Source organism: Cellulomonas sp. P22, assembly GCF_044392165.1.
Map to the genome: position 1 here is coordinate 1 of NZ_JBISBW010000023.1, position 21,840 is coordinate 21,840.

General features: G+C 74.4%; 18 protein-coding genes. 14 read left to right on the plus strand and 4 right to left on the minus strand.

What is annotated here, in order from left to right; translation table 11 throughout:
* Window positions 1-102 precede the first annotated feature (102 nt).
* Complete coding sequence (locus ACGIF2_RS17270; protein ID WP_396048423.1) at window positions 103-1,815, minus strand: FAD-binding dehydrogenase; 1,713 nt, start codon at window positions 1,813-1,815, stop codon at window positions 103-105.
* 39 nt (window positions 1,816-1,854) lie between these two features.
* Window positions 1,855-4,131: a glycogen debranching protein GlgX gene (gene glgX / locus ACGIF2_RS17275; protein ID WP_396048425.1), complete on the minus strand. Its 2,277-nt coding sequence runs from the start codon at window positions 4,129-4,131 to the stop codon at window positions 1,855-1,857.
* Window positions 4,132-4,227: 96 nt separating this feature from the next.
* On the opposite strand from glgX, the gene ACGIF2_RS17280 reads away from it, so the two are divergent.
* On the plus strand, window positions 4,228-5,016 hold the full coding sequence (locus ACGIF2_RS17280; protein WP_396048427.1) for an electron transfer flavoprotein subunit beta/FixA family protein: 789 nt from the start codon (window positions 4,228-4,230) through the stop codon (window positions 5,014-5,016).
* Between the two features lie 33 nt (window positions 5,017-5,049).
* Entirely contained in the window at window positions 5,050-6,051 is a 1,002-nt protein-coding gene (locus ACGIF2_RS17285) for an electron transfer flavoprotein subunit alpha/FixB family protein (RefSeq protein WP_396048429.1), read from the plus strand.
* A gap of 15 nt (window positions 6,052-6,066) precedes the next feature.
* Here the strand turns inward: ACGIF2_RS17285 and ACGIF2_RS17290 are convergent, their stop codons facing one another.
* Window positions 6,067-7,056 carry a phosphotransferase gene (locus tag ACGIF2_RS17290; protein WP_396048431.1) on the minus strand — a complete coding sequence of 330 codons (990 nt, stop codon included), beginning with the start codon at window positions 7,054-7,056 and terminating at the stop codon, window positions 6,067-6,069.
* A 29-nt stretch (window positions 7,057-7,085) separates the two neighbouring features.
* On the opposite strand from ACGIF2_RS17290, the gene ACGIF2_RS17295 reads away from it, so the two are divergent.
* The 10 genes from ACGIF2_RS17295 to gatB all read left to right on the plus strand — a co-directional run bounded on the left by ACGIF2_RS17295 (window position 7,086) and on the right by gatB (window position 17,915).
* The gene (locus ACGIF2_RS17295; RefSeq protein ID WP_396048433.1) at window positions 7,086-8,297 is read left to right on the plus strand and encodes a cysteine desulfurase family protein; all 1,212 of its coding nucleotides are present in this window, start codon (window positions 7,086-7,088) and stop codon (window positions 8,295-8,297) included.
* Window positions 8,297-9,406 carry a tRNA 2-thiouridine(34) synthase MnmA gene (gene mnmA / locus ACGIF2_RS17300; RefSeq protein ID WP_396048435.1) on the plus strand — a complete coding sequence of 370 codons (1,110 nt, stop codon included), beginning with the start codon at window positions 8,297-8,299 and terminating at the stop codon, window positions 9,404-9,406. Before ACGIF2_RS17295 ends, mnmA begins: the two co-directional genes overlap by 1 nt.
* Window positions 9,403-10,419 (plus strand): hypothetical protein, encoded by a 1,017-nt coding sequence (locus ACGIF2_RS17305; RefSeq protein ID WP_396048437.1) that lies wholly within the window; start codon window positions 9,403-9,405, stop codon window positions 10,417-10,419. The genes mnmA and ACGIF2_RS17305 overlap by 4 nt, the downstream gene beginning before the upstream one ends.
* 5 nt (window positions 10,420-10,424) lie before the next feature.
* Window positions 10,425-10,799 carry a hypothetical protein gene (locus ACGIF2_RS17310; RefSeq protein ID WP_396048439.1) on the plus strand — a complete coding sequence of 125 codons (375 nt, stop codon included), beginning with the start codon at window positions 10,425-10,427 and terminating at the stop codon, window positions 10,797-10,799.
* Window positions 10,800-10,918: 119 nt separating this feature from the next.
* A complete protein-coding gene (ligA, locus tag ACGIF2_RS17315) occupies window positions 10,919-13,231 on the plus strand; it encodes an NAD-dependent DNA ligase LigA (protein WP_396048441.1) in 2,313 nt (770 codons plus the stop codon).
* A complete protein-coding gene (locus ACGIF2_RS17320; RefSeq protein ID WP_396048443.1) occupies window positions 13,228-14,028 on the plus strand; it encodes a GNAT family N-acetyltransferase in 801 nt (266 codons plus the stop codon). The genes ligA and ACGIF2_RS17320 overlap by 4 nt, the downstream gene beginning before the upstream one ends.
* Before the next feature lie 89 nt (window positions 14,029-14,117).
* Window positions 14,118-14,537, plus strand: a complete 420-nt coding sequence (locus ACGIF2_RS17325; RefSeq protein WP_396048445.1) for a pilus assembly protein CpaE — start codon at window positions 14,118-14,120, stop codon at window positions 14,535-14,537.
* Window positions 14,538-14,599: 62 nt separating this feature from the next.
* Window positions 14,600-14,896: an Asp-tRNA(Asn)/Glu-tRNA(Gln) amidotransferase subunit GatC gene (gatC, locus tag ACGIF2_RS17330; protein WP_396048447.1), complete on the plus strand. Its 297-nt coding sequence runs from the start codon at window positions 14,600-14,602 to the stop codon at window positions 14,894-14,896.
* Window positions 14,896-16,410 carry an Asp-tRNA(Asn)/Glu-tRNA(Gln) amidotransferase subunit GatA gene (gene gatA, locus ACGIF2_RS17335; RefSeq protein ID WP_396048449.1) on the plus strand — a complete coding sequence of 505 codons (1,515 nt, stop codon included), beginning with the start codon at window positions 14,896-14,898 and terminating at the stop codon, window positions 16,408-16,410. The genes gatC and gatA overlap by 1 nt, the downstream gene beginning before the upstream one ends.
* On the plus strand, window positions 16,407-17,915 hold the full coding sequence (gene gatB, locus ACGIF2_RS17340) for an Asp-tRNA(Asn)/Glu-tRNA(Gln) amidotransferase subunit GatB (protein ID WP_396048451.1): 1,509 nt from the start codon (window positions 16,407-16,409) through the stop codon (window positions 17,913-17,915). Before gatA ends, gatB begins: the two co-directional genes overlap by 4 nt.
* Before the next feature lie 81 nt (window positions 17,916-17,996).
* Here gatB and ACGIF2_RS17345 read toward each other — a convergent pair whose 3' ends face one another.
* Window positions 17,997-19,379, minus strand: coding sequence for a cryptochrome/photolyase family protein (locus tag ACGIF2_RS17345; RefSeq protein WP_396048453.1), 1,383 nt, complete (start codon window positions 19,377-19,379; stop codon window positions 17,997-17,999).
* A gap of 80 nt (window positions 19,380-19,459) precedes the next feature.
* On the opposite strand from ACGIF2_RS17345, the gene ACGIF2_RS17350 reads away from it, so the two are divergent.
* Together ACGIF2_RS17350 and ACGIF2_RS17355 are read left to right on the plus strand one after the other, a co-directional pair.
* Window positions 19,460-20,005: a GNAT family N-acetyltransferase gene (locus ACGIF2_RS17350; RefSeq protein ID WP_396048455.1), complete on the plus strand. Its 546-nt coding sequence runs from the start codon at window positions 19,460-19,462 to the stop codon at window positions 20,003-20,005.
* Window positions 20,006-20,300: 295 nt separating this feature from the next.
* Window positions 20,301-21,836: a peptide MFS transporter gene (locus tag ACGIF2_RS17355; RefSeq protein WP_396048457.1), complete on the plus strand. Its 1,536-nt coding sequence runs from the start codon at window positions 20,301-20,303 to the stop codon at window positions 21,834-21,836.
* Window positions 21,837-21,840: the final 4 nt, after the last annotated feature.

The window sequence follows — 21,840 nt, forward strand, 5'->3', positions numbered from 1 at the left end:
GGGGGTGAAAGCAGGAAAGCCCCAAACCACGAATTTCAGACCCGCCCCCCCCCCCCCCCGGCCCCCCCCCGCGTCGTCGTCGGGGGCGGTCCGCGCCGGGTGTCAGCCGCGCAGGGTGTCCGCGAGCGCGCGACCCACCGTGCGACCCGTGAACAGGCACCCGCCCAGGAACGTGCCCTCGAGGGCCCGGTGCCCGTGCACCCCGCCGCCGCCGAAGCCCGCCGCCTCGCCCGCGGCCCACAGCCCGGGCAGCGCGGCGCCGTCCGGTCGCAGCACACGTCCGTCGGTGTCGGTCAGCAGGCCACCGAGCGTCTTGCGGGTCAGCACCGACAGGCGCACAGCGAGCAGCGGCCCGTGCGCCGGGTCGAGCAGCTCGTGCGGCTTCGCGACACGGATGAGCCGGTCGACCGCGTACCGCCGGGCCATCGCGGTCGCTGTCACCTGCAGGTCCTTGCCGAGTCCCGTGCGCACCTGGCTGTCGCGCTCGCGGATGGTGCGCTCGAGGGCCCCGGCGTCGATGCGGTCGCTGCCCGTGAGCGCGTTCATCCGCGCCGCGAGCCCGGTCGGGGTGTCCGCCCACAGGAAGTCCTCGGAGTGCTCCGCGAACGCCTCGACGGGGCCCACCGCGCCCGGCAGCACCCGCTGCAGCAGCAGGCGCACGTCCTTGCCCGTGAGGTCCGGGTTCTGCTCAGAGCCCGAGAGCGCGAACTCGGCGGCCAGGATGGTCTTGTCGAGCACGAACCACGAGTGGTCGTCGCCGCGGCGCGTGATGTGCTGGAGCGCCCCGAGGGAGTCGAAGCCCGGGAACAGCGGCACGGGGAGGCGGTGGCCGTCCGCGTCGAGCCACAGCGAGCTCGGGCCGGGCAGGATGCGGATGCCGTGCCGCCCCCACACGGGCGAGTGGTTCGCGACACCCTCGGGGTAGTGCCACATGCGGTCCTCGTGCACTACGGCAGCCCCGGCGTCGCGGGCCGCTGCGATGCCCGAGCCGTCGACGTGGTCGGGCACGCCCGAGAGCATCCGTTCGGGCAGCCGCCCGGCGTCCGCGGGCCATGCGGCGCGCACCAGCGCGTGGTCGGCGCCGATGCCTCCCGTCGCGAGCACCACGGCGCTCGCGGACAGCTCGAACTCGCCGACCACGGTGCGCGAGCTCGGCTCGGCCCGCCCGGCCCGGTCGGTGGCCAACCGCTGGCCGCGCACGCCCGTGACGTGCCCGTCGGTCACCACGAGGTCGGTCACGCGGTGCCGGAACCGGGCGTCGACGAGCCCCGCGGCGCGCGCGTCGAGGAGCGCCCGGACGAACGGCTCGAGGATGCCCGGACCGGTGCCCCACGTGACGTGGAAGCGGGGCACGGAGTTGCCGTGGCCGTCCGCGAGGTACCCGCCGCGCTCGGCCCACTGCACGAGCGGGAACCAGCGCACGCCCTGCCGGTGCAGCCAGGGACGCATCTCGCCCGCGGCGAAGTCGACGAAGGCCTCGGCCCACGCGCGCGACCACTCGTCCCCGCCGCCCGGCGCCCCGGCGGCGTCGAACGCCGCCGACCCGAGCCAGTCGGCGAGCGCGAGGTCGGCCGAGTCCCTGATGCCGAGCCGGCGCTGCTCGGGCGAGTCGACGAGGAACAGCCCACCGAACGACCACCACGCCTGGCCGCCCAGCGAGGCCGGGCCCTCGGCGTCGACCAGGGTCACGTGGTTGCCCGCGGCGGTGAGCTCGGCGGTCGCGACGAGGCCCGCGAGGCCGGACCCCACGACGATCACGTCGGTGGTGCGCGGTGGTGCTGTCGGGGGGAGGGGACTGACGGCGCTGTCGGTCATGCGCGCAGCGTAGCGGCGCGCCGCCGCCCGGGTCAGGGGTCAGCGGCCGACGTAGACCCGCATGCTCAGCGGCGCCAGCACGGTGCGTCCGCCCGAGCGCGTGTGCAGGGCCGCGCTGATCGCCGCGGCGCGCAGCTCGCGCGGGTGCTCCCACGTCGAGTCCCACGCGAGCTCCCACTCGGTGGGGCGGTCCGCGGCCAGCACGATCTCGGCCTGGTCGAGCGCGCCGTTCACCACCAGCATCACGGTGTCGGCCCCGAGCACGGTGCCGGGGCCCGAGGGCTGATCGCCCGGCGCCCACGGTGCGCCGTCGACGAGCGGCACCGACCGCACCATCTGGAACGTGCGGACGTCCGGGTCGTGCCAGCGCTCGTGGTCGAAGTGCACACCGTCGTGGTCGTACCAGGCGAGGTCGGGGCGCCCGCCCGGCGCGAGCGGCTGGCCCGTGAAGAACCGGCCGTGGCGCAGCGCCGGGTGGTCGCGACGAAGACGCAGCAGGTAGCGGGACGTCGCGAGGAGGTCGGTGCGCCACGGCGACAGGTCCCAGCGCACCCAGGTCGTCTCGTCGTCGTGGCAGTAGGCGTTGTTGTTGCCGTGCTGCGTGCGACCCATCTCGTCGCCCGCGGTGATCATCGGGGTGCCTGCCGCCAGCACGAGCGTCGCGGCCACGTTGCGGATCGAGCGCCGCCGCAGCGGCACGATGTCGGCGGCGACCGAGGAGGCGCCGAGGGGGCCCTCGACGCCGTGGTTCCACGAGCGGTTGTCGTCGCTGCCGTCGCGGTTGTCCTCACCGTTCGCGGCGTTGTGCTTGTGGTCGTACGCGACGAGGTCCGCGAGCGTGAAGCCGTCGTGCGCGGTGACGAAGTTGATCGAGGCGAGCGGCCCGCGCATCAGCGGCGGGTCGGTGTGGCCGAACAGGTCGACCGATCCGGCCAGCCGGGTCGCGAGGTCGCGCACCCGGTGCCCGGGCAGCCCGTGCGCGGCACGCCCCGGGTCGGCGAGCCAGAACGAGCGCGTCGCGTTGCGGAACCGGTCGTTCCACTCCGCCGTCGGCGGCGGGAAGTGGCCCGTCTGCCAGCCTCCCGGCCCGACGTCCCACGGCTCGGCCACGAGCTTGAGGTCACGCAGCGCCGGGTCGGTGGTCAGCGCGACCAGGAACGGGTGGTGCGGGTCGAAGCCCGACGGGCCACGGGCCAACGTCACGGCCAGGTCGAAGCGGAACCCGTCGACGCCGACCTCCTGGGCCCAGTAGCGCAGCGAGTCGAGCGCCATGAGCACCACGGACGTGCGCCGGTAGTCGAGCGAGTTCCCGGTGCCCGTGACGTCCGCGAGGGTCGCGGGGAACCCGCCGTCGTGCAGGTAGTAGACGCTCGCGTCGAGCCCCCGCCAGCTCACGTGCTGCCCGGTGAGCCCGCCCTCGCACGTGTGGTTGTACACGACGTCCAGGAGCACCTCGAGTCCGGCCTCGTGCAGCGCGTGCACAGCGGACTTCAGCTCGGCGAGCACCGCGGCCGGTCCCTGCGCGCGGGCCGTGGCGGTCGCGTAGCCGGGGTGCGGGGAGAAGAACCCGAGGGTGTTGTAGCCCCAGTAGTTCGTCATGCCCTGCGCGACCAGGTGCGGCTCGGACGCGAAGGCGTGCACGGGCAGCAGCTCGACGGCAGTGACGCCGAGCGAGCGCAGGTGGTCGATCGTCGCCGGGTGCGCGAGGCCCGCGTAGGTGCCGCGCAACGGCTCGGGCACGGCCTCGAGCCGCTGCGTCAGCCCGCGCACGTGCGCCTCGTAGATCACGGTGCCCGACCACGGCGTGCGCGGACGGTTCGCGGCCGGGTCGGGGACGTCCGCGCGGGGGCGGGTGTCGACGACCACCGAGTGCGGCACGAACCGGGCCGAGTCGCGGGGGTCGGCCGGGCCGTAGGGGTCGCCCTGGAGCGCGTCGTCGACCACCTGCCCGTACGTCTCGGGGCGCAGCAGCAGCTCGCCCTCGATGCCGCGCGCGTACGGGTCGACCAGCAGCTTGGCCGGGTTGTAGCGCAGCCCCGCGGCCGGGTCCCACGCACCGTGCGCGCGGAAGCCGTAGTGCTGCCCCTGGCGCACGCCGGGCACCCGGGTGCGGAAGACCCCCAGCTCGGGTCCGTGCATCGGCACGCGGCGTTCGACCCACGTCGGGCCGCCGTCGGCGGCAGGCGGCCCGGGGTCGAGGAGGCACAGGTCCACAGCGCTCGCGTGCGAGGCCAGCACGGCGAACTGCGTCCCGGTGTCGTCCACGTGCGCGCCGAGCGGCGTCACCTGCAGCTGCACGTCGGGGTCCGCGTTCACCCTGCCATTCTGTCCTGTCCGCGGCCCGTGGCGATGCCGGTGTCCGCGGCGGACGCGGGGTGGGGTCTGCGCGCCGCTGCGGGTAACGTTCCGCGGGTGAGAATCGTGGTGTGCGTCAAGCACGTACCGGACATCCAGTCGGAGCGCGCCCTGGGGGCGGACGGGCGCATGGTGCGCGACGGGGGCGACGGCACCCTCAACGAGCTCGACGAGAACGCGGTCGAGGCCGCCCTCGCGCTCGTCGAGGAGCACGGCGGCGAGGTCGTGGCGGTGACCGTGGGGCCGGACGACGCGGTCGACGCGGTGCGTCGCGCGCTGCAGATGGGCGCCGACCAGGCCGTGCACGTCCTCGACGACGCGATCGCGGGGTCGGACGTGTTCGGGACCGCCGCTGTGCTCGCGGCCGCGGTGCGCCACGTGGGCGCGCAGGAGCCCGTGGACCTCGTCGTCACCGGCATGGCCGGGCTCGACGGGCTCACGTCGCTGCTGCCCGCCGCGCTGGCCGCCGAGCTCGACGTGCCCCAGCTCGCGCTCGCGGCCGAGGTCACGGTGACCGACGGCACCGTCCGGGTGCGGCGCGAGCTCGACCAGGCGACCGAGGTGCTCGAGGCGGCGCTGCCCGCGCTCGTGTCGGTCACCGACCAGGCCAACGAGCCGCGCTACCCGAACTTCAAGGGCATCATGGCCGCCCGCAAGAAGCCCGTCGACGTGCTCACGCTCGCCGACCTGGGCCTCGACGCCGCGAGCGTCGGAGCCGTGGGTGCCCGGACCGAGGTCGTCGAGGCTGCGCCGCGACCGGCCCGTGAGGACCGGGTGCTCGTGACCGACGACGGCGAGGCGGGGCTGCGGCTCGCGGCCTACCTCGTCGAGAACAAGCTCGCCTGAGCGCCCCGCGCCGCGACCGAAGGACCTGAGACGATGACGAACCACCTGCCCGGCCCCGTGCTGGTGCTGCTCGACCGCTCCGCCGACGACGACGCGCTGCGTGCGCCCGTGCTCGAGCTCCTCACGGCGGCCCGCGCCCTGGGTTCGGTGCACGGCGTGTGGGTCGGTGCCGACGCGCCCGGCGCCGGCGTGCTCGACCAGCTCGGCGCCCAGGGCGTCGACGTGCTCGACGTGCTCGACCTGAGCGGAGCCGACACGCGGCTGACCCCCGTGGTCGCCGAGGGGCTCGCGACGCTCGCGACCGGGCTCGGCGCGTCGGCGCTGCTGCTCACCTCGTCGTTCGAGAACAAGGAGGTCGCGGCGCGGCTCGGTGTGCTCACCGGCGCGGGCGTCGTGGTCGACGCCTCGGGCGCCGAGGTCGCGGACGGCCGGGTCGTGGCCGACAAGAGCGTCCTCGCGGGCACCTGGACCACGCGTTGCGCGGTGCGCACGCCGCTGGCGGTCGTCGCGTTCAAGGCCAACTCGGTCGCGGTCGAGCCGGCGGCCGTCCCGACCACGCCGGCGGTCGTCCCGCAGCCGGTGGCGGTGCGGTCCGACGTGCGCCGGGCGACCGTGGTCGAGCGGACCGAGCGGGCCGCCTCCGACCGGCCGGCGCTGGGCGAGGCCCAGGTGGTCGTCGTGGGCGGACGCGGCACGGAGGGCGACTTCTCGCTGCTCGAGGAGCTCGCCGACGTGCTCGGCGGCGCGGTCGGCGCGACCCGGGTGGCGACCGACGAGGGCTGGATCGGGCACGACGCGCAGATCGGCCAGACCGGCGTGACGGTCTCCCCGAAGCTGTACATCGGCGCGGGCGTCTCGGGTGCGGTCCACCACCGCGGCGGCATGCAGGCCTCGGGCACGATCGTCGCCGTCAACTCCGACCCGGAGTCACCGATCTTCGAGATCGCCGACTACGGGGTCGTGGGCGACCTGTTCACGGTGCTTCCGCAGACCATCGCCGAGCTGCGCCGGCTCAAGGCCGCCCAGGCCGGCTGACGTCGGGCGGCCCGCTCAGGCGAGCTCGCGCAGCCAGCGCAGCGCGGCCTCGGCCTGCGCCCGCTGGAAGCGACGCAGGTTGGGGATGCCGATCGGCGCAGGCTGGAGCGACCCGAACGCGAAGTAGCCCGCCAGCCCGGCGAGCGCGGCCCGCAGCGAGGCGCTCGGCACCCCGTCCGACAACGGGTGCGCCCAGAAGTGCCGCTGCGGGTCGCCGCCGCCCTGCATCGAGACGCTCGGCAGCAGGAACGCGAGGTCGAGCCACGGCGCCCCGATGCTGGCGTGCGGCCAGTCGACGATGGCGACCTTCGCGTGCTCGTGGTCGATCACGATGTTGTCGGCCCTGAGATCACCGTGCACGAGCGCGTCGCCCGCGCACACGTGCATGGCGTCCTGCTCCCAGCGCACGAGCGCGTCGAGGTGCGTCAGGGCCCAGGCGCCGAGCTCGCCCGAGCGCTCGGCCGCTGCGGCGCGTTCGGCGTCGGGCCAGCGCCGCAGCGCGCGCCAGCCGGTGAAGTCCTGCGCGAGGGCCTCGTCGGTGCGGGGCAGCCGGTGCCCGGGCAGCGGCGCGGCGTCGGCCACGACCGAGAGCGCGTCGAGGACCAGCGCCAGGTCGGCGGGGCGCCACGGCGTCTCGGGTGCTCGGCCGTGCGCGACCTCGAAGCCGAGCAGGACCCACTCGCCGTCGTCGTCCGACCACAGCAGCCGGGGTGCGGGGACCTGCGGGGGCAGCGCCGCGCCGACCACGATCTCCTGGCGGGCGAGCACGGGGGACGCCGGGTTCTGCTCGGCGGAGACGGCCTTGACGAACACGCCGCGCCCGTCGGACAGCTCGAGGACCGCGGCGAACCCCGGGCTGAACCCGGTGGTCGCGCTGATCTCCGCCGTCACCTGGGCCCCCGCCAGGGTCGCGATCCGGGTCCGGACGGCGCGCGGAAGGTCGCGCCAGTCGAGGCGCTGCCCGCTGAACGCGAGCGGGGATCCCATGACGTCGTCGGCACTCACGGACTCATCCTGCCAGTGCGGTTCGTAGGATGGCGCCCGTGAGTGTCTATCTGGACCATGCGGCGACCACGCCGATGCTCCCCGAGTCCGTCCAGGCCTTCACCGAGCACCTGGTCCGCACCGGCAACCCCTCGTCCCTGCACACCGCAGGCCGGGCCGCACGACGCACGGTCGAGGAGTCCCGCGAGCGGCTCGCCGCAGCGCTGGGCGCACGACCGAGCGAGGTGGTCCTGACCGGTGGGGGCACCGAGGCCGACAACCTGGCCGTCAAGGGCATGTTCTGGTCGCGCCGCGCGCAGGACCCCGCGCGTCGGCGCCTGCTGGTCTCCGCCGTCGAGCACCACGCGGTGCTCGACCCGGCGTTCTGGATGGCCGAGCACGCGGGGGCCGAGATCGTGCTGCTGCCCGTCGACGCGGACGGCGTGCTGCGCCTCGACGCGCTCGCCGCCGAGCTCGAGGAGCACGGTGACGCCGCCGCGCTCGTGTCGGTCATGTGGGCCAACAACGAGGTGGGCGCGGTGCAGCCCGTGCGCGAGGTCGTCGCGCTCGCGCACCGCTACGGCGTCCCCGTGCACTCCGACGCCGTGCAGGCCGTGGGGCAGCTGCCCGTCGACTTCGCCGCGTCGGGCCTCGACGCCCTGACCGTGAGCGGTCACAAGGTGGGCGGCCCGGTCGGTGTGGGCGCCCTGCTCGCCCGCCGGGGGCTGGACCTCACGCCCGTGCTGCACGGCGGCGGGCAGGAGCGCGGCGTGCGCTCGGGCACGCTCGACACCCCGGCGACCGCCGCGTTCGCGGTGGCGGTCGAGGCGGCCGTCGCCGCGCTGCCCAGCTCCGCGGCCCGCATCGGAGCGCTGCGCGACGAGCTCGTCGCCGCCGTGCGCCGCGCCGCCCCCGAGGCCGTGCTGCGGGGCCCCGCCGATCCCGCGCTGCGGCTGCCCGCCAACGCGCACTTCACCTTCCCGGGCTGCGAGGGCGACTCGCTGCTGTACCTGCTCGACTCGGCCGGCGTGCAGGTCTCGACCGGATCGGCGTGCCAGGCCGGCGTGCCGCAGCCCAGCCACGTGCTGCTCGCGATGGGTACGGGGGAGGACGACGCGCGCGGCGCGCTGCGCTTCACGCTCGGGCACACCTCGACCCGCGCGGACGTCGAGGCCCTCGAGCGGGTGCTGCCCGGCGCGGTCGAGCGTGCCCGCGCCGCGGGGCTCTCGGGGCGTCCGCGTGTCACGAGCGGGGACCGCTGATGCGGGTTCTGGCCGCGCTGTCGGGCGGGGTGGACTCGGCGGTCGCCGCCGCCCGGGCCATCGACGCGGGGCACGACGTGGTGGGCGTGCACATGGCCCTGTCGCGCTCCCGGGCGCAGCTGCGCACCGGTTCCCGGGGCTGCTGCTCGATCGAGGACGCGGGCGACGCGCGCCGAGCCGCGGACGTGCTGGGCATCCCGTACTACGTGTGGGACCTCTCGGAGCGCTTCGAGGACACCGTGGTCGCGGACTTCCTCGCCGAGTACGCGGCCGGGCGCACCCCCAACCCGTGCGTGCGCTGCAACGAGCACATCAAGTTCGAGGCGCTGCTCGACAAGGCTCTCGCGCTCGGCTTCGACGCGGTGTGCACCGGGCACTACGCCCGCATCGAGCACCCGGCGGGCGACGCGGCGGCCCCCGAGCTGCACCGGGCGCGCGAGGCCGCCAAGGACCAGTCGTACGTGCTCGCCGTGATGGGCCCTGAGCGCCTCGCCCGGTCGATGTTCCCGCTCGGGGACGTCATGTCCAAGGACGACGTGCGCGCCGAGGCGGCGGCCCGCGGGCTGTCCGTCTCCGCCAAGCCCGACTCGTACGACATCTGCTTCGTGGCCGACGGCGACACCCAAGGGTTCCTGCGCGAGCGGCTCGGTGCGCGCCCGGGCGACGTGGTCGACACCACGGGTGCGGTCGTGGGTGCGCACGAGGGGGCGTACGCGTACACCGTCGGGCAGCGCAAGGGCCTGGCCCTGGGTCGGCCCGCGCCCGACGGCAGGCCGCGCTACGTCCTCTCGATCGAACCCGTGAGCAACACAGTGGTCGTGGGCCCGGCCGAGGCCCTGCAGGTCGGCGGGATCCACGGCGACGCGGCGGTGTGGTTCGCCCGGCCGACCGACGACGCGTGGTTCGCGTGCACGGTGCAGGTGCGTGCGCACGGCGAGGACGTCCCGGCGCTGGCCCGCGCGGTGGGCGACGAGGTCGACGTCCGGCTCGACGCGGCGGCGCCAGCGCTGCACGGCGTCGCCCCCGGCCAGTCGCTCGTGCTGTACGACGGGACGCGCGTGCTCGGCCAGGCCACGGTGCGTGCCACGACGCCGACGGTGCCCGCATGACCGGCGTCACGGGTGCGGGCCCCTGGCCCGGGGACGACGTGCTCGAGGCGCAGACGGTCGTGGTCGGCGACCTCGCCGACACCCCCGCGGGCGTCTCGGGGCTGCCCTTCGCGGTGCGGCTGCCCGCGCGCGGGCCCTGGGGCGGCCCGACGGGCACCGCTGCCGTCCTGCTCGCCGACCTGCCCACCGAGCTCGGCCCGCACGGCTGGAAGCTCGCGGACCGGCCGGGTGGCGACCTCGCCCGCGCGCAGGCGCTGCGCCGTGAGGACCTCGACGCGCTCGCGGTCGCGGCCCACGGGTTCACCGGACCGCTCGTGCTGCCCGTGACCGGGCCGCTCACGCTCGCCGCGCGGCTCTACCTGGCGCGCGGCGACCGGGTCGTCTCCGACCGGGGGGCGCTCGACGAGCTCGCCTGGTCGCTCGCCGCGGGGATCGCCGAGCACCTGGCCGACGTGCGTCGCCTCGTGCCCGGCGCCGAACCCGTCGTGCTGCTGCACGAGCCGCTGCTCGCGCAGGTCGTCGCCGGGGTGCTGCCCAGCTTCTCGGGCTACAGCGCGCTGCGGCCCGTCCCCGCGCCCGTCGCGACCGAGCTGCTCGGTGTCGTGGTGCGCGGCGCACGTCCCGGTGCCACGCAGGTCGTGGTGCACGGCGGGACGACCTGGACCACGCTGCGCCCCGTGGTGGGCTCGGGCGCGGACGGCATCGTTCTCGCGCTCACCGGGCTCGACGAGCGGGCGTGGGAGCACGTCGCCGAGGCCGTGGAGCAGGGCACGTCGCTGTGGGCCGAGCTCCCGCCGCTGACGTCCTCGCAGTGCGCGGGCCCCGATCTGCGGGCCCAGGCCGACGCGCTCACGGTGCCGTGGCGCCGGGTCGGGCTGCCCGCCGAGGGCCTGGCCCGCACGACCCTCCTGCCGCCCGCGCCCGACGCGTCGGTGACACCTGACCAGGCACGGGCGGCGCTCGCCGCGGCCGTGCGGGCGGCCGAGCTGGTCGCCGAACGAGCGGAAGGCTGATCGCCATGGCACGCACGGTGGGACGGACCCGGGGGCAGCTGCTCGCGCTGCTGGCCGGCTCGGGGGTGGCCCTGGTCGGGCTCGGGATGCTGGTCGTGGGCCTGCTGGGCGTCGGTGTCACGACGCTCGGCTCGGCGGCGACGAGCGACGAGCCGTGCCTCGTGGCGTACGACGCCGAGCAGGCGAGCGTGCACTTCACCGTCTTCCCGCCGCGCGCCGTGTGCACCTGGGACCTGGACGGCGCCGAGGTCGTCGTCGGGCAGATGTCGCCCCCGGCGTTCGCCGCAGGGCTCACCGCCGTCGTGCTGGGCGCGGGCACGACAGCCGCCGTGGGCGTCCTGACCCGGCGGCGGCGCGTGGCACCGGTGCAGGTGGGCTGACCGCACCGGATCGCGGTGGGCTGACCGCACCGGATCGCGGTGGGCTGACCGCCCACGCGGTGGGGCGGCGCGGCGGGTGACGGGCGGCGTCTGTGGGCGGGACACGGGATGATGTGCCGGTGAGCACCGCACCTGACCCCGTCACCGCACCGAGCGTCGCACCGGGTGAGACCTCGTTGCCCGCCGACCTCGACGAGGTGGGCGCGCGTCACCTGTGGACCGACCTCGCCGAGAGCGTGCGCGACCTGCAGTTCGCGTACTACGTGCGCGACGCCCCTCTCGCGAGCGATGCCGAGTACGACGTGACGATGCGCCGCCTCGAAGCGCTCGAGGAGGCGTTCCCGGTGCTGCGCACCCCCGACTCGCCCACGCAGGTGGTCGGGGGGACGTTCTCGACCGAGTTCACCGCCGTCGACCACGTCGAGCGCATGCTCTCGCTCGACAACGCGTTCTCGGCCGAGGACGTCGCCGCCTGGGCCGAGCGCGTGGCCCGGGACGTGGGCGCGAACCCGGGTGGGCTGCACTACCTGACCGAGCTCAAGATCGACGGCCTCGCCATCGCGCTGCTGTACGAACGGGGCCGCCTCGTGCGCGCCGCCACGCGCGGCGACGGCCGCACCGGCGAGGACGTCACCCTGAACGTGCGGACCATCCCCACGATCCCGCAGGTGCTCGCGGGCGATCCGGCGACCCACCCGGAGCTGATCGAGGTCCGCGGCGAGGTCTTCCTGCCCGTGGAGGCGTTCACGGAGCTCAACGTGGCCCAGGTGGAGGCAGGCAAGGCGCCCTTCGCCAACCCGCGCAACGCAGCCGCCGGCTCGCTGCGCCAGAAGGACCCGCGCGTGACGGCGTCCCGGCCCCTGCGCATGTACGCGCACGGGATCGGCGCCCTGCGCTGGGGTGACGGCTCGGGCGGCACCGGCCTGGAACGGCAGTCGCAGGTGTACGAGCTGCTCGAGGGCTGGGGGGTGCCCGTCTCGTCGCACACCCGCGTCGCGACCGGTCTGCCCGAGGTGCAGCAGATGATCGACCACTACGGCGAGCACCGCCACGACGTCGAGCACGAGATCGACGGGATCGTCATCAAGGTCGACGAGATCGCGCTGCAGCGTCGGCTCGGGTCCACGAGCCGCGCCCCGCGCTGGGCGATCGCGTACAAGTACCCGCCCGAGGAGGTCAACACGACGCTCCTCGACATCCGCGTCAACGTCGGACGCACGGGCCGGGTGACGCCGTTCGGCGTGATGAAGCCGGTGCTGGTCTCGGGTTCGACCGTCGAGATGGCCACGCTGCACAACGCGAGCGAGGTGGCCCGCAAGGGCGTGCTCATCGGCGACACCGTCGTGCTGCGCAAGGCGGGCGACGTGATCCCCGAGATCGTCGGGCCCGTCGTCGAGCTGCGCGACGGCACCGAGCGCCCGTTCGTCATGCCGACCGAGTGCCCCTCGTGCGGCACCGCGCTCGCCCCCGCGAAGGAGGGCGACATCGACATCCGGTGCCCCAACGCGCGGTCCTGCCCGTCGCAGCTGCGCGAGCGCGTGTTCGGGCTCGCCTCGCGTGGCGCGTTCGACATCGAGGCGCTCGGCTGGGAGGCCGCGATCGCGCTCGTGGACCCCGAGCTGAACCGGCCCGCCGACGCGGACGCAGCGCTGCAGACCCCGGTGCTGAGCACCGAGGCCGGGCTGTTCGACCTGCGGGCCGAGGACCTGGCCGACGTGCGCGTGTGGCGCGAGAAGAAGTCCAAGGGCGTCGCCACGGGGGTCTGGGAGCAGGTGCTGTTCTTCTACACCCGACCCACCGCGAAGAAGCCGTCGGTGCCGACCGCGACGACCGAGAAGCTGTTCGACCAGCTCGAGCTGGCCAAGTCGCAGCCGCTGTGGCGGGTGGTCGTGGCCCTGTCGATCCGGCACGTGGGACCCACCGCGGCCCGCGCGCTCGCGACGGCGTTCGGCTCGCTCGAGGCGATCCGGGACGCCGACGCCGAGGCGCTCGCCGCGGTCGACGGCGTCGGCCCCACCATCGCGGCCGCGGTGCGCGAGTGGTTCCACGGTGACGGCGCCGACTGGCACAACGAGATCGTCGACCGCTGGCGGGCAGCCGGTGTCGCCATGGCCGACGTGCGGGACGAGTCCGCGCCACGCACGCTCGAGGGCCTCACCGTCGTCGTCACCGGTGGGCTCGAGGGCTTCAGCCGGGACGGCGCGAAGGAGGCGATCCTGACCCGCGGCGGCAAGGCCTCGGGCAGCGTGTCGAAGAAGACCGACTTCGTGGTCGTGGGGGAGAACGCGGGGACCAAGGAGACCAAGGCCCGCGAGCTCGGCCTGCAGATCCTGGACGAGGCGCAGTTCGTGCGGCTCCTCGCCGAGGGCGCCCAGGCGTTCGCCGAGCCGTCGGGCGACGCGACCGCGGACGAGACCGAGGACGCGGAGTGACGCGAGGGACGGGCGACGCGCTCGTCCTCGCACCGGGGCTCGAGGTCGAGGTCGCGACGTGGCCGCCGCTCGAGGTGCAGCACGTCGACGGGTGGCGGCTCGGTCTCTCGGGCGGGTTCACCCGCCGTGCGAACTGCGCACTCCCCCTCGCCGATCCGGTCGACGTGCTCGCGACCCTGACAGAGGTCGAGTCCCGGTACGCGGTCGCCCGGCTCCCCGCCGTCGTGCGGGTCGGCCGGGAGAGCCGGCCCGGGGGGCTCGATGCGTTGCTCGTGGACCGGGGCTACACGCGGGTCGCGGTGACCGACGTGCTGGTCCGCGAGCTGGCCGTGCCGGGCGCCGACACCGTGCCGGGCGCCGACACCGTGCCGGGCTCCGACGCCGTGGCTGCCACCGACGCCGTGGCGCTCGAGGTCACGGCCGCACCGACGGACGACTGGCTCACGTGCTGGCTCGGGGTCAAGGCGGGCGGGACGGTCGACAGGGCGCTCGCCCGCGCGATCGTCGAGGGTGCCGCCGGTGCGTACGTCACGGCCCGCGACGCGCACGGCGTCGTCGGCGTGGTGCGGGCCGCGTTCGCGGGGGACTGGGTCGGTCTGTCGTGCCTCATGGTCGAGCCGCGTGCCCGGCGCCGCGGGCTCGGCCGGACCCTGACGCGCGCTGCCCTCGAGGCTGCGCGCGAACGGGGCGCCGCGCGGGCTTTCCTGCAGGTCGAGGTGCAGAACACGGGTGCCGCGGCGCTGTACGCGGGCCTCGGTTTCCAGGTGGCCGACAGGTACGGCTACCTGCAGCGCTGAGCAGGACCGACCTCCCGCCGACGCCGGGTACCGGGGCACCAGCCGAGCCCGAGGTGCCTCGTGCGGGCCCCGGGCCGATACTGAGACGCATGGTCTCGGTCGATCGCGCGCGCAGGCTCCAGGCCGCGGGTCTGCGGTGGCACCCGCGCGCGGGTGACCGGTTCACGATCCTCAAGCCGGGCCTGGCAGGGGACGTCTTCACGATCTCGGACATGATGATCGAGGCCCACGAGTACCCCACGGGCACGGTCCTCGGCTTCAACGGGACCACCGAGTGGGCGCTCGACTCGGTGTCGCAGGAGGACGCCCTGTGGCTGCCGGGGGAGGAGCAGCTGCGCGAGATGCTGGGGCGCACGTTCCGCAGCCTGTCGCGGGGCATCGACGACTACCAGGTGGTGGTCGAGCTGCCCGGGCGGCCCGAGCAGTCGTTCCGGGCGCCCACGGTGCCCGACGTGTACGCCGACGCGCTGCTGGCCCTCGTCGCTGCGGCGGTCGACCGGGTGCGTTGAGCGTCACCCCGTCACAGGTCCGGCGTCACAGGTCCGGCGGTCGAACGCCTAGACTTCGGGGCATGTCCACCCTCTCCCGCGACGAGGTCGCGCGCGTGGCAGCCCTGGCCCGGATCGACCTGACGCCCACCGAGATCGACCGGCTCGCCGGCGAGCTCGGCGTGATCGTCGAGTCGGTCGCCCGGGTGAGCGAGGTCGCCACGCCCGACGTGCCTGCCACGAGCCACCCGCTGCCCCTGACGAACGTCTTCCGGGCGGACGTCCCGGAGCCTCCGCTGCCTGTCGCGGACGCCCTCGCCGGCGCGCCCGCAGCCCAGGACGGCAAGTTCCTCGTCCCGCAGATCCTGGAGGAGGACTGATGACCGACCTGACCCGGCTGTCCGCCGCCGACCTCGCCGACCGGCTCGCCGCCGGCGACGTCTCGAGCGTCGAGGCCACCCAGGCGCACCTGGACCGCATCGCCGACGTCGAGCCTGCCGTGCACGCGTTCCTGCACGTGGACGCCGAGGGGGCGCTGGCCACCGCGCGCGACGTCGACGCGCGCCGCGCCGCGGGCGAGCAGCTGCACGTGCTCGCGGGCGTGCCGATCGCCGTCAAGGACGTCGTCGTGACGAAGGGCCTGCCGACCACGGCCGGCTCGAAGATCCTCGAGGGCTGGGTGCCGCCGTACGACGCGACGCTCGTGTCCCGGATCAAGGCCGCGGGGCTGCCGATCCTCGGCAAGACCAACATGGACGAGTTCGCGATGGGCTCGAGCACCGAGCACTCCGCGTACGGCAACACGCACAACCCGTGGGACCTGGACCGGATCCCGGGTGGTTCGGGTGGCGGCTCGGCGGCCGCTGTCGCCGCGTACGAGGCACCGCTCGCGATCGGCACGGACACGGGCGGCTCGATCCGTCAGCCCGCGGCCGTGACCGGCACCGTCGGCGTCAAGCCGACCTACGGCGGCGTCTCGCGCTACGGCCTCATCGCGATGGCATCCTCGCTGGACCAGGCCGGCCCCGTGACCCGCACCGTGCTCGACTCGGCGCTGCTGCACGAGCTCATCGGCGGTCACGACCCGCGCGACTCGACGTCCATCGACGAGCCGCTGCCGGGTCTGGTCGCCGCCGCCCGCCAGGGGCGCTCGGGCGACCTCACGGGCCTGCGCGTCGGCGTGGTGACCGAGTTGACCGGCGAGGGCTACCAGGCGGGCGTCAGCGCCCGGTTCGCGGAGTCCCTCGAGCTGCTGCGCGGTGCCGGTGCCGAGATCGTCGAGGTCTCGTGCCCGCACTTCACGTACGCGCTGGGCGCCTACTACCTGATCATGCCGAGCGAGGCCTCGAGCAACCTGGCCAAGTTCGACGGCATGCGCTTCGGCCTGCGGGTCGAGCCCACCGACGGACCGGTCACGGCCGAGCGCGTCATGGGCGCGACGCGTGGCGCGGGCTTCGGCGACGAGGTCAAGCGCCGCATCATCCTGGGCACCTACGCGCTGTCGGCCGGCTACTACGACGCCTACTACGGCTCGGCGCAGAAGGTCCGCACGCTCATCCAGCGCGACTTCACGGCCGCGTTCGAGCAGGTCGACGTGCTGGTCTCGCCCACCGCCCCGACCACGGCGTTCAAGCTGGGCGAGAAGCTCGACGACCCGCTGGCGATGTACCTCAACGACATCGCGACGATCCCCGCGAACCTCGCGGGCGTCCCGGGGCTCTCGCTCCCGAACGGCCTGTCGGACGACGGCCTGCCCGTCGGCTTCCAGGTGCTGGCGCCCGTGAAGGCGGACGACCGGCTGTATCGCGTGGGTGCGGCGCTCGAGGCGCTGCTCGAGGCACAGTGGGGCGGTCCGCTCCTGGACCGCGCGCCCGAGCTGGAGGTGGGCAAGTGAGCACGCAGACCGTCGACCTGGTCGACTACGACGAGGCCGTGGCACGGTTCGACCCGGTCATCGGCATCGAGGTGCACGTCGAGCTCGGCACGGCCACCAAGATGTTCTGCCCGGCCCCGGCCGTGTTCGGCGAGGAGCCCAACACGTCCGTGTCGCCGGTGTCGCTGGGTCTGCCCGGCGCGCTGCCCGTCGTCAACGGCACGGCAGTGGAGTACGCGATCCGCATCGGTCTGGCGCTCAACTGCCAGATCGCCGAGTCGTGCCGCTTCGCGCGCAAGAACTACTTCTACCCGGACGTCCCGAAGAACTTCCAGACGTCGCAGTACGACGAGCCGATCGCGTTCGACGGCTACCTCGACGTCGAGCTCGACGACGGGGAGATCTTCCGCGTCGAGATCGAACGCGCGCACATGGAGGAGGACGCGGGCAAGAACACCCACGTCGGCGGCTCGACGGGCCGCATCCAGGGCGCCGAGTACTCGCTCGTCGACTACAACCGTGCGGGCATCCCGCTCGTCGAGATCGTCACGCGCCCGATCGAGGGTGCGGGAGCGCGGGCGCCCGAGGTGGCGCGGGCGTACGTCCAGACGCTGCGGGACATCTTCCGGGCCCTGGGGGTCTCCGAGGCGCGCATGGAGCGGGGCAACGTCCGGGCCGACGTCAACCTCTCGCTCCGGGCGACGCCCGAGTCGCCGCTCGGCACGCGCACCGAGACCAAGAACGTCAACTCGTTCCGCTCGGTCGAGCGGGCCGTGCGCTACGAGGTGTCGCGGCAGGCCGCTGTGCTCGACGCGGGCGCGACCGTGATCCAGGAGACGCGCCACTGGCACGAGGACACCGGCATCACCACGGCAGGCCGGGTGAAGTCCGACGCCGAGGACTACCGCTACTTCCCCGAGCCCGACCTGGTGCCGGTCAACCCGAGCCGCGAGTGGGTCGAGGAGATCCGCGCGACGCTGCCCGAGCTGCCCGCCGCCCGTCGGCGCCGGCTGCAGGGCGTCTGGGGCTTCGCGGACGCGGAGATGCGTGACGTGGTCAACGCGGGCGCCATCGAGCTGATCGAGGCGACGGTGGCCGCGGGCGCGTCCCCGGCTGCCGCGCGCAAGTGGTGGATGGGCGAGCTCGCCCGCACCGCGAAGACGCAGGAGGTGGAGCTGGGCGACCTGCCCATCACCCCCGCGCAGATCGGTCAGCTGCAGGCGCTCGTCGACTCGGGCCGGATCAACGACAAGCTGGCACGCCAGGTGCTCGAGGGTGTGCTCGCGGGCGAGGGCGACCCCGAGCAGGTGGTGGTCGCGCGTGGTCTCGAGGTCGTCTCCGACGACGGTCCGCTGCTCGCGGCGATCGACGAGGCCCTCGCGGCGCAGCCCGACATCGCCGAGAAGATCCGTTCGGGGAACCTCGGTCCCATCGGCGCGATCATCGGTGCGGTCATGAAGGCGACGCGCGGCCAGGCCGACGCGGGCCGGGTGCGCGAGCTCGTGCTCGAGCGCGTCACGGGCTGACCTCAGGCACCACGAGCGGGGCGCGGCTGCACGTCGGCCGCGCCCCGCTGGTGCGTCACGGGGCCGGTGCGCGGTGCCCCGTCACTGTGCCTCCTCGCGGCGCCGGGCGTGCGCCGCGAGAGCGACCTCGCGCTCGACCGCGTGGTCCACGACCCGCGGCGGGTAGTCGGGTGCGGCCGACGCGGGCAGCGTCCACGGCTCGTGCACTGCGGCGCCGGGGACGCCCCGCAGCTCGGGGACCCAGCGGCGCACGTAGGTCCCGTCCGGGTCGAACCGTCGGCCCTGACCGACGGGGTTGAAGACCCGGAACCAGGGCGACGCGTCGCGCCCGGTGCCCGCGACCCACTGCCAGTTGAGCTGGTTCTGGCTCACGTCACCGTCGAGAAGCCACCGCATGAAGTACGCGGCCCCCGCCTGCCAGCGCACGTGCAGGTCCTTGACCAGGAACGATGCGACGACCATGCGCAGCCGTCCGTGCATCCACCCCTCGGCGCGCAGCTGGCGCATGCCCGCGTCGACGAACGGGTAGCCGGTGCGGCCCTGCGCCCACACCGCGAGAGCGCCGGCCTCGTCCTCGGCCGTGAGCCAGGAGTCGTCGGGGGCGGCCGCGCGCAGCGACACGTGCTGCGCCTCGGGGTGGTGGGCGAGCACGTCGGCGTGGAACTCGCGCCAGGCGAGCTGGCTGCGGAACGTCGCGGCCCCGTCCTGGGCCTGCGGGTCGCGGCTCGTGAGGCGGGCGAGGTCGCCGAGCAGCGTGCGGGGGTGCAGCTCGCCCCACTTCAGTGCGATCGACAGCCGCGACGTGCCCTCGTGGTCCGGGCGGTCGCGCTCGCCGGCGTACCGCGGCACGACGTCCTCGAGCACGCCTGACCAGCGCCTGAGCGCGGCGTCCTCCCCGGCGTCGGGCAGCGCCAGGGCCCCCAGGTCGGGGGCAGGCGGCAGCGGTGACGTGCCACCGAGGTCCACCCAGCGGGTGTGCGCCGCGTCCCCTGCCGGGGAGCGCCAGCCGTGCGCGAGCCAGGCGGTGCGGAACGGGGTGAACACCTGGAACGGGGTGCCGGTACGCGTGCGCAGCCGCCCCGGGGCGACGGCGTACGGCGAGCCGGTGCGCACCAGCGGGACCCCGGCGGCGGCCAGGGCGGACTCGACGCGGTCGTCGCGTCCCACGCCGTACGGCTCGTACGACGCCGCTGCGTGCACGGCGGTCGCGGCGACGTCGCGCGCGAGGCGGGGCAGCACGTCCGCGGGGTCGCCGTGCAGCACGAGCAGGTGCCCGTCGGTGGTCGCCGCGAGGGCGGCGAGGCTGTGCAGCAGGTAGGCGCGCCGCGGGTCGCCGGCCCCTGCCCAGAGGCGGTCGTCGAGCACGAAGACGCCGACGACGTCGGTGCCACCGGCGCCGGCCGCGAGCAGCGCCGGGTTGTCGGCGAGCCGCAGATCACGCCGGAACCAGTGGATCGTCGTCACCAGACCACGCTAGCCCCGTGGCGAAACCTCGCCGTCACGACCGGGTCGTAGGCTCGTACCGACGACCGGGAGGAAGTGCGATGAGGAAGCCCAGCCTCGAGGGCGAGATGATCAAGCTGCGGCCGATCCGCGCCGAGGACGCCGACGCGGTGTGGGAGATGGTGCAGGACCCCGAGGGGTCCCGGCTCACGGGCACGAGCACGACGTTCACCCGGGCCCAGATCGACGCCTGGTGCGCGACCGTGGCCGAGCTCGACGATCGCATCGACCTCGCGATCACAGCGAACGGCTCCGACGAATACCTCGGAGAGATCGTCCTGAACGACATCGACGCTGTGGTGCGCCGGGCCAACCTGCGCCTCGTGATGCGACCGGGGTCGCGGGGTCGCGGCTACGGCACCGAGGCGATCCAGCTCATGCTGGGCCTCGCGTTCGACGGGCTGGGCCTGCACCGGGTGGACCTCGACGTCCTGAGCGTCAACCCGCGGGCCCGCGCGCTCTACGAGAACCTGGGCTTCCGGGTCGAGGGCCGGCTGCGCGACGCCTACCGCGACGGCGAGCGCTGGTGCGACGGCATCGTGATGGGGCTGCTGGAGGACGAGTACCGGGCCGGGCAGCTCGGCTGAGGCCGCTCCTGGACCCTCCCGGCGCCGGGGCGGTCGAAGGCCGTGTCGAGCGACCTGGGACCACCCCGGCTGGGGGTACCTGGCAGCGGATCAGCACGGCCAGGCGATCAACGGTGGCGGGCTCGTGGTCCGCCGGGCCGCGCGGCACCCCGTCGTCGCGGGGGAGCGACGTGCGCGGGACCTGCGCGGTAGCACCAGCCTGACCTGCGCAGCAGCACGGCGCCTGGGTCGTTCGTCCTGGCGGAGCCACGCCCCCCGGTCTCGCGTCCGGCCGTGGGGATGGCACGATATGACGATGAGCAGCGACAGTGCCGTGCCGACTCCGACGAGCGACCAGCGTCGCACGCCCGTGCCGCGCGACCACGCGTTCTTCGGACATCCGCTGGGTCTCTTCACCCTGTTCAACACCGAGCTGTGGGAGCGGTTCAGCTACTACGGGATGCGCGCCATCCTGCTGTACTACCTGACGACGTCGGTGCAGGACGGCGGCCTCGGCGTCGAGGCGAGCACCGGGGCCGCGCTCGTCGCGATCTACGGCTCGGCCGTCTACCTGCTCTCGGTGGTCGGCGGGTGGCTCGCCGACCGGCTGCTGGGTGCCCGGCGGTCCACGCTGTACGGGGGCATCGTCATCGCGGCGGGCCACGTGCTGCTGACCATCCCCTCGGCGAGCTTCTCGTTCGCGGGCATCGCCTGCGTCGCGCTCGGCACGGGCCTGCTCAAGCCGAACGTGTCGACCATGGTCGGCGAGCTGTACGACCGGGAGGACCCGCGTCGGACCTCGGCGTTCTCGATCTTCTACATGGGCATCAACATCGGCTCGCTGTCCGCGCCGTTCGTGGTCGGTGCCGCGCGCGCGTGGGGCGGTTTCCACGCCGGCTTCGCTGTCGCGGCGATCGGCATGGGGATCGCGCTGGCGTTCTTCGTCGGCGGCCGCCGGCTGCTCGGAGGGGCGGGGGACGAGGTCGGGAACCCCCTGACCCGGGCGGACCGTCCCGCGGTGATCCGTACGGGGATCCTGGTGCTGCTGGCGGTCGTGCTGGCGGTGGTGGTCGCGCGGCAGGTGTCGTCCGACTCGGGCGTCGGTGCGCTCATCGACGCGCTGTCCTACCTCGCGCTGGCTGCGCCCATCGCGTACTTCATCGTGATGTTCCGTTCGCCGCACGTCACCGAGCGGGAGCGGTCGCGGCTCGCGGCGTACGTGCCGCTGTTCATCACCGCGATGGTCTTCTTCATGATCTTCGAGCAGGCCGCGAGCACCATGGCGGCCTATGCGGAGAACCGCACCGACCTGTCGGTGTTCGGTGCGTCGATCGCGCCCGAGCTGTTCCAGTCGGTCAACCCGGCCGGCATCGTGCTGCTGTCCCCGGTGTTCGCCTGGCTGTGGATCAAGACCGGCAACCGGCCGCCCACCGCCGTCAAGTTCGCGATCGGGCTCACGCTCGCAGCGGCGAGCTTCCTGTTCCTGTCGGGCGCGTCAGCCCTCGCGGGTGACGGCAAGACCTCGTCGTGGGTCCTCGCGCTGACCTACCTGATCCAGACCCTGGGTGAGCTGTGCCTGTCACCGATCGGGCTCGCGGCCACGACGCTCCTGGCCCCGGAGGCGTTCCGCAGCCAGGCCATGGCGTTGTGGTTCCTGGCACCCGCGGCGGGCAACGCGATCACCGCGCAGCTCATCACGGTCACGGAGGGAGTGAGCGAGACGGCGTACTTCGGCTGGATCGGCGCGATCGCGCTCATCCCCGCGGTCGCGATGTTCGCGCTCTCGCCGTGGGTCACCCGGCACATCCGCGAGGGGGCCGAGACCGCGCGCGAGGCGGAGATCCAGGAGTAGGGCT